This is a genomic window from Actinomadura geliboluensis, from assembly GCF_005889745.1.
Taxonomy (GTDB): domain Bacteria; phylum Actinomycetota; class Actinomycetes; order Streptosporangiales; family Streptosporangiaceae; genus Spirillospora; species Spirillospora geliboluensis.
Genome location: NZ_VCKZ01000559.1, coordinates 1 through 4,942, shown reverse-complemented (window position 1 = coordinate 4,942; position 4,942 = coordinate 1). Strand labels below are relative to the sequence as shown.

Sequence of the window (4,942 nt, the reverse complement as noted above, 5' to 3'; positions counted from 1 at the left end):
GGGGCGGGGCCGTAGCGGTCGCGCGGATCCCCGGAGTGCTCGGAGCGGAGGCGGTCAGGTGAGCGGTGCGGTGATCGACGTTCTCGTGGTGGACGACGACTTCCGGGTGGCGCAGGTCCACGCGAAGTTCGTGGCGGCGGTGCGCGGCTTCGCCGTCGCCGGGCTCGCGCACACCGCCGCGCAGGCCCGGTCCATGGCGGCGGACCTGGCGCCCGCCCTCGTCCTGCTGGACGTGTACCTGCCGGACGCCTCCGGCCTCGCCCTGCTGCCCGAGCTGGACGCCGACGTCATCATGGCGACGGCGGCGGCCGACCCCGGAGCCGTGCGGGAGGCGCTGCGCCGCGGCGCCCTGCACTACCTGATCAAGCCGTTCACCGCCGCCGCGCTCGGCGCGCGGCTCACCGCCTACGCCCGCTACCGGGAGGCGCTGTCGGGGGACGGCGAGCTGTCCCAGGCCGCGCTGGACGGCGCCGTCCGCGCGCTGTACGCGCCGCTGCACGGGCAGGCGCCGCCGCCGAAGGGGCAGTCGCCGGTGACGGCGCGGCTGGTCGGCGACGCGCTGCGCCGCGCGGACGCGCCCCGCTCCGCCGCCGAGATCGCCGACGAGGTCGGCGTGTCCCGCGCCACCGCCCAGCGGTACCTGGCCGCGCTCGCGCAGGCCGGGCGGGTCGTGGTGACGCTGCGCTACGGCGCCACCGGCCGCCCGGAGCACCAGTACGCGTGGTCGCCCCGGTAGAGCGCGGCGAGGACCTCCTCGATCCCGGACTCGCGCAGCGCGATGTCGCGGATCTCGTGGGCCCGGGCCAGCTCGGCGATGACCGCGGCCGCGTTCGCCGAGCGCGGCAGCCGCAGCCACTGCCGCGGCCCCTCGACCCGCTCGGCCTCGATCCCGTCCAGCCGGATCGGCGGGCCCGGCCGGGCCAGCTCGACGACCAGCAGCCCGTCGGCGGCCACGGTGCGGCGCAGCGCGTCCAGCCCGCCGTCGAACGCGAGCCGCCCCTGGTCGATGATCATGACGCGGCGGCAGAGCCGCTCGATGTCGCCGAGGTCGTGCGTCGTCAGCAGGATCGTGGTGCCGCGCTCGGCGTTGATCCGCTCCAGGAAGTCGCGGACGGTCGCCTTGCTCACGACGTCCAGGCCGATCGTCGGCTCGTCCAGCACGAGCAGCTCCGGGTCGTGCAGCAGCGCGGCGGCGAGGTCGCCGCGCATCCGCTGGCCGAGGCTGAGCTGCCGGACCGGGGTGTCCAGGAACGGCTCCAGCTCCAGCAGCGCGGTCAGCTCGGCGAGCCGGGCCCGGTGCGCCGCCGCCTCCACCCGGTACAGCCGCCGGACGAGGGCGAGGCTGTCGCGCAGCGGCAGGTCCCACCACAGGGTGGTGCGCTGCCCGAACACCACCCCGAGCCGGCGCGCGAGCGAGGTGCGGCGCCGCGACGGGTCCAGCCCGCAGACCCGCAGCCGCCCGGACGACGCGGTGAGGATCCCGGTCAGCATCTTGATCGTGGTGGACTTCCCGGCCCCGTTCGGGCCGAGGTACCCGACGAACTCGCCCGGCTCGACGGTGAACGACACGCCGTCCACCGCGCGCACGGTCCGGCGGGTCCGGCGCAGGCCGCCCGCGCGCGCCCGGACGGTGAACGACTTGACGACGTCCGCGGCCTCGATCATCGGCACCGGCATCAGCTCCCTGTCGATCGGTAGTGCCGCAGCCCCGCCCGCCACGCCGCCGCGCCGAGCGCGCACACCAGCACGGCGACCGCCGGCGAGGCGAACCGCGCCGCCGCGGGCAGCCCGAGCGGGTCGGGGCGGTCCAGGACGTACAGCGCGGGCTGCCAGTTGACGAACGCCAGCGGCACGATGAACGTCACGCCGCGCACGAAGTCGCGGGCGAACACGGTCATCGGGTACTGGGTGAGGAACGCGCCGCCGTAGGTCACCGACTTGCCCGCGCCGTGGACGTCGATCAGCACGAACTGCACCGCGCCGGTCAGCACCCACAGCCCGCCGAAGATCGCCGCCCCGGACAGCACCATGACCGGGACCATCGCGATCCGGCCCGGCGTCCACGCGACGTCCGCCGCCGCGATCGCGTACACCAGCACGGTGACCGCCGGGACGAGCTTGCCGAACCGGCGCGGCGAGAACTCCTCCGTCGCGACCTGGACGAGCGGGCTCACCGGCCGCACCAGCATCGCGTCGAGGGTGCCCTGCCGGACGTGGTGCCCGAGCCGCTCGGTGGTGCCGAGCAGGATGTCGGAGATCCCGAAGGACAGCGCGGAGGTGCCGTAGAGGAACAGCACCTCGGGGGCGCCGAACCCGGCGATGCGCGGCGCGTGCGCGAACAGCAGCACGATCGCGGCCACGTCCAGCCCGGTGACGGCCGCCGTGGTGAGGGCGAGGAGCACCATCGACACCGGGTACTGCGCGGCCGCGCGGATCCACGTCCAGGCCAGCAGCCCGTACATGCGGACCGTCCCGGCCCCCGCGGCGTCAGCCACCGTGCACCACCAGCTTCCGCCGGGCGGCGCGCGTCAGCAGCGCCCCCGCGCCGAGCAGCGCCGCGGCCCAGGCCGCCTGGAACGCCAGCGCGCCGAGCAGCCCGGCGCCGGTGTGGCGGCCGAGGAACACGTCCGCCGGCACCTGGATCTGCGCGGACCACGGCAGCGCCTGCGCGATGTCGCCGAGCCGTCCGGGGAAGACGACCAGTGGCAGGATCATGCCGGAGAAGAACAGCGACATCACGAGCGTGACGGCCTGCAGGCCGCGGTCGTCGTGCAGCCAGAACATCCCGAGCGCCACCAGGTAGCGCAGCCCGAAGCTCACCGTCACCGCGAGGACCAGCGCCACCGCGAACGCGGCGAGGTGCGCGGGGCCGGGGACGCGGAACGGGAAGACCAGGGCGCCCGCGACCAGCGGCGGGCCGCCGCGCAGCAGCAGGGAGCCCGCCGCGCGGCCGAGGTCGTCGGCGAGCCACCAGCCCTGCAGCCCGACCGGGCGGTACAGGTCGATCGCCACGTCCCCGTTGCGGATGCGCTCGGTGAGGTCCATCCCGCCGAAGACCTGCACGGGCCCGATCAGCGCCTGGGTGAGGAAGCAGAAGGTGACGGCGTCGGCGGCGTCGTACCCGCCGAGCGAGGGCCGGACGTTCCACAGCGCGAGCAGGACGTAGGCGCGCATGAAGCCGAACAGGGTGTTGGTCAGGGACTCGGTCAGCGAGCCGAGCGGGTACGAGGTGTGCCGGCGGAAGCCGTACCACCACACCCACGGAAGAACCCCCACTTGCCGGAATCCTAGGGTGGCGAGACACCGCTTACCACGTAATCCGCCACAGAACCGGCCCCCGGCGGGGCGCCGGGGGCCGGTCCGCACGGGCGGGTCAGTCCTGCGGGATCTCGGGCTTGATGGGGGAGTAGAGCCAGTCGTCGAAGAACGTGCTCAGGTCCTGCCCGGCGATCCGCTGCGCGAGCGAGGTGAACTGCTCGGTCCGCGCGTTGCCGTACTTGTGCGTGGCGTACCAGGTCCGCAGCAGGGTGAGGAACGCGTCGTCGCCCATCTTCTCCCGGAGGAACTGCAGCATCATGCCGCCGCCGTTGTAGACGCGGTCGTTGAACATGGTGTCGCGCTGCGGGTCGGCCGTCAGCACCGACCAGAACGGCCGGCCCTCGCGGTCGGGGAACGGGCGGGCGGCGTAGGTGGCGCGGGCCGCGTCGTGGACGCTCCGCCCGCCCTTCAGCTCGGTGTAGTACCAGGCGGCCCAGGTCGCGAAGCTCTCGTTGAGCCAGACGTCCTTCCACTGCGCCGGGGACACCGCGTCGCCGAACCACTGGTGCGCCAGCTCGTGCGCGATCGTCCCGGTGCTGCGCACCGCCGAGTACACGGGCTTGCTCTGCGTCTCCAGCGAGAACCCGAGGGGCTGCCCCTCGAAGCGGGCGTCGTCGGCGATCGCGCCGGTGCCGCCGAACGGGTAGCGCCCGAACGCCTTCGACCACATGTCGGTGACCTCGCCGGTGGTGCCGTAGAAGAAGTCCACGGCGTCCGGCTGGTTCTGGAGCAGGACGGGGTCGACCGCCGTGTAGTTGGGGACGCCGCCCGGCGTGCGACCCTGCTTCACGACCCACTTGCCGATGTCGATCGTGGTGAGGTAGCTCGCCATCGGGCTGTCCTCGCGCCAGCGGAACACCTCGGCGCGGGTCTTGCCGGGACGCCGGCTGAACGCGGCGGTGGCGCCGCCGTGCCCGGTCAGGCGCCCGTTGGCGACGGCCGTCAGGCCCTCCGGCACCCGGATCGTGTAGTCGTAGGTCGCCTTGTCGCTCGGGTGGTCGTTGACCGGGAACCAGGTGCGCGCGCCGTTCGGCTCGCCGCCGACGAACGCGCCGTCGGGGGTGTGCAGGAACCCGTACGGAGAGCCGAACACGATCGGGGAGCCGACGATGGTCTGCGGGACGCCGCCGTACCTGACGACCGTCCGGAACACCGACCCCTTCCGCAGCCCGCGCCGCGGCGTGATGATCAGTTCCTGGCCCTGCCGCCGGTAGTCGGCCCGCTGCCCGCCGACCCAGATCCGCTCCACGTCCATGCCGGACAGGTCCAGGTCGAACCGCGACAGGTTCTGGGTGGCCCGCGCGGTGATGGTCACGGTGCCGTCGAGCTGGTCGTGGTCGGGGTCGTAGCTGAGGTCGAGCGAGTAGTGCGCGACGTCGTAGCCGCCGTTGCCCTCCAGCGGGAAGTAGGGGTCGCCCACTCCGGGGGCGCCGGGGGTGAAGCGCCCGTGGTGCCCGGCGGCGTCCGCGGCGGCCGCGGGGGCCAGCGCGACGACGCACACGGCGGCGGCGGCGATCGGCAGCATCCGGCCGGGGATCGCCCGGGACCGGATGGACCGGGGGTGACGCGCCATCAGGGATCCTCTCCGAGAGTGATCAACTAGCGCGCTCACGATGCGCCGATT

At 74.1% G+C, this 4,942-nt stretch carries 5 protein-coding genes; 1 reads left to right on the top strand and 4 read right to left on the bottom strand.

The annotated features are described in order from the left end of the window. The first annotated feature begins 58 nt into the window (after positions 1-58). Positions 59-736 carry a response regulator gene (locus ETD96_RS41270; RefSeq protein ID WP_240808593.1) on the top strand — a complete coding sequence of 226 codons (678 nt, stop codon included), beginning with the start codon at positions 59-61 and terminating at the stop codon, positions 734-736. On the opposite strand, the gene ETD96_RS41265 is transcribed toward ETD96_RS41270, so the two are convergent. The 4 genes from ETD96_RS41265 to ETD96_RS41250 form a co-directional block, all read right to left on the bottom strand. Then, positions 685-1,677: an ABC transporter ATP-binding protein gene (locus ETD96_RS41265; protein WP_420884837.1), complete on the bottom strand. Its 993-nt coding sequence runs from the start codon at positions 1,675-1,677 to the stop codon at positions 685-687. The two genes, ETD96_RS41270 and ETD96_RS41265, sit on opposite strands and share 52 nt — an antisense overlap. Then, on the bottom strand, positions 1,677-2,495 hold the full coding sequence (locus ETD96_RS41260; protein ID WP_338072666.1) for an ABC transporter permease: 819 nt from the start codon (positions 2,493-2,495) through the stop codon (positions 1,677-1,679). The genes ETD96_RS41265 and ETD96_RS41260 overlap by 1 nt, the downstream gene beginning before the upstream one ends. Beyond that, positions 2,488-3,276 (bottom strand): ABC transporter permease, encoded by a 789-nt coding sequence (locus ETD96_RS41255; RefSeq protein ID WP_138641918.1) that lies wholly within the window; start codon positions 3,274-3,276, stop codon positions 2,488-2,490. The genes ETD96_RS41260 and ETD96_RS41255 overlap by 8 nt, the downstream gene beginning before the upstream one ends. A gap of 97 nt (positions 3,277-3,373) precedes the next feature. Then, the gene (locus tag ETD96_RS41250) at positions 3,374-4,891 is read right to left on the bottom strand and encodes a M1 family metallopeptidase (protein WP_138641917.1); all 1,518 of its coding nucleotides are present in this window, start codon (positions 4,889-4,891) and stop codon (positions 3,374-3,376) included. Positions 4,892-4,942 lie beyond the last annotated feature (51 nt).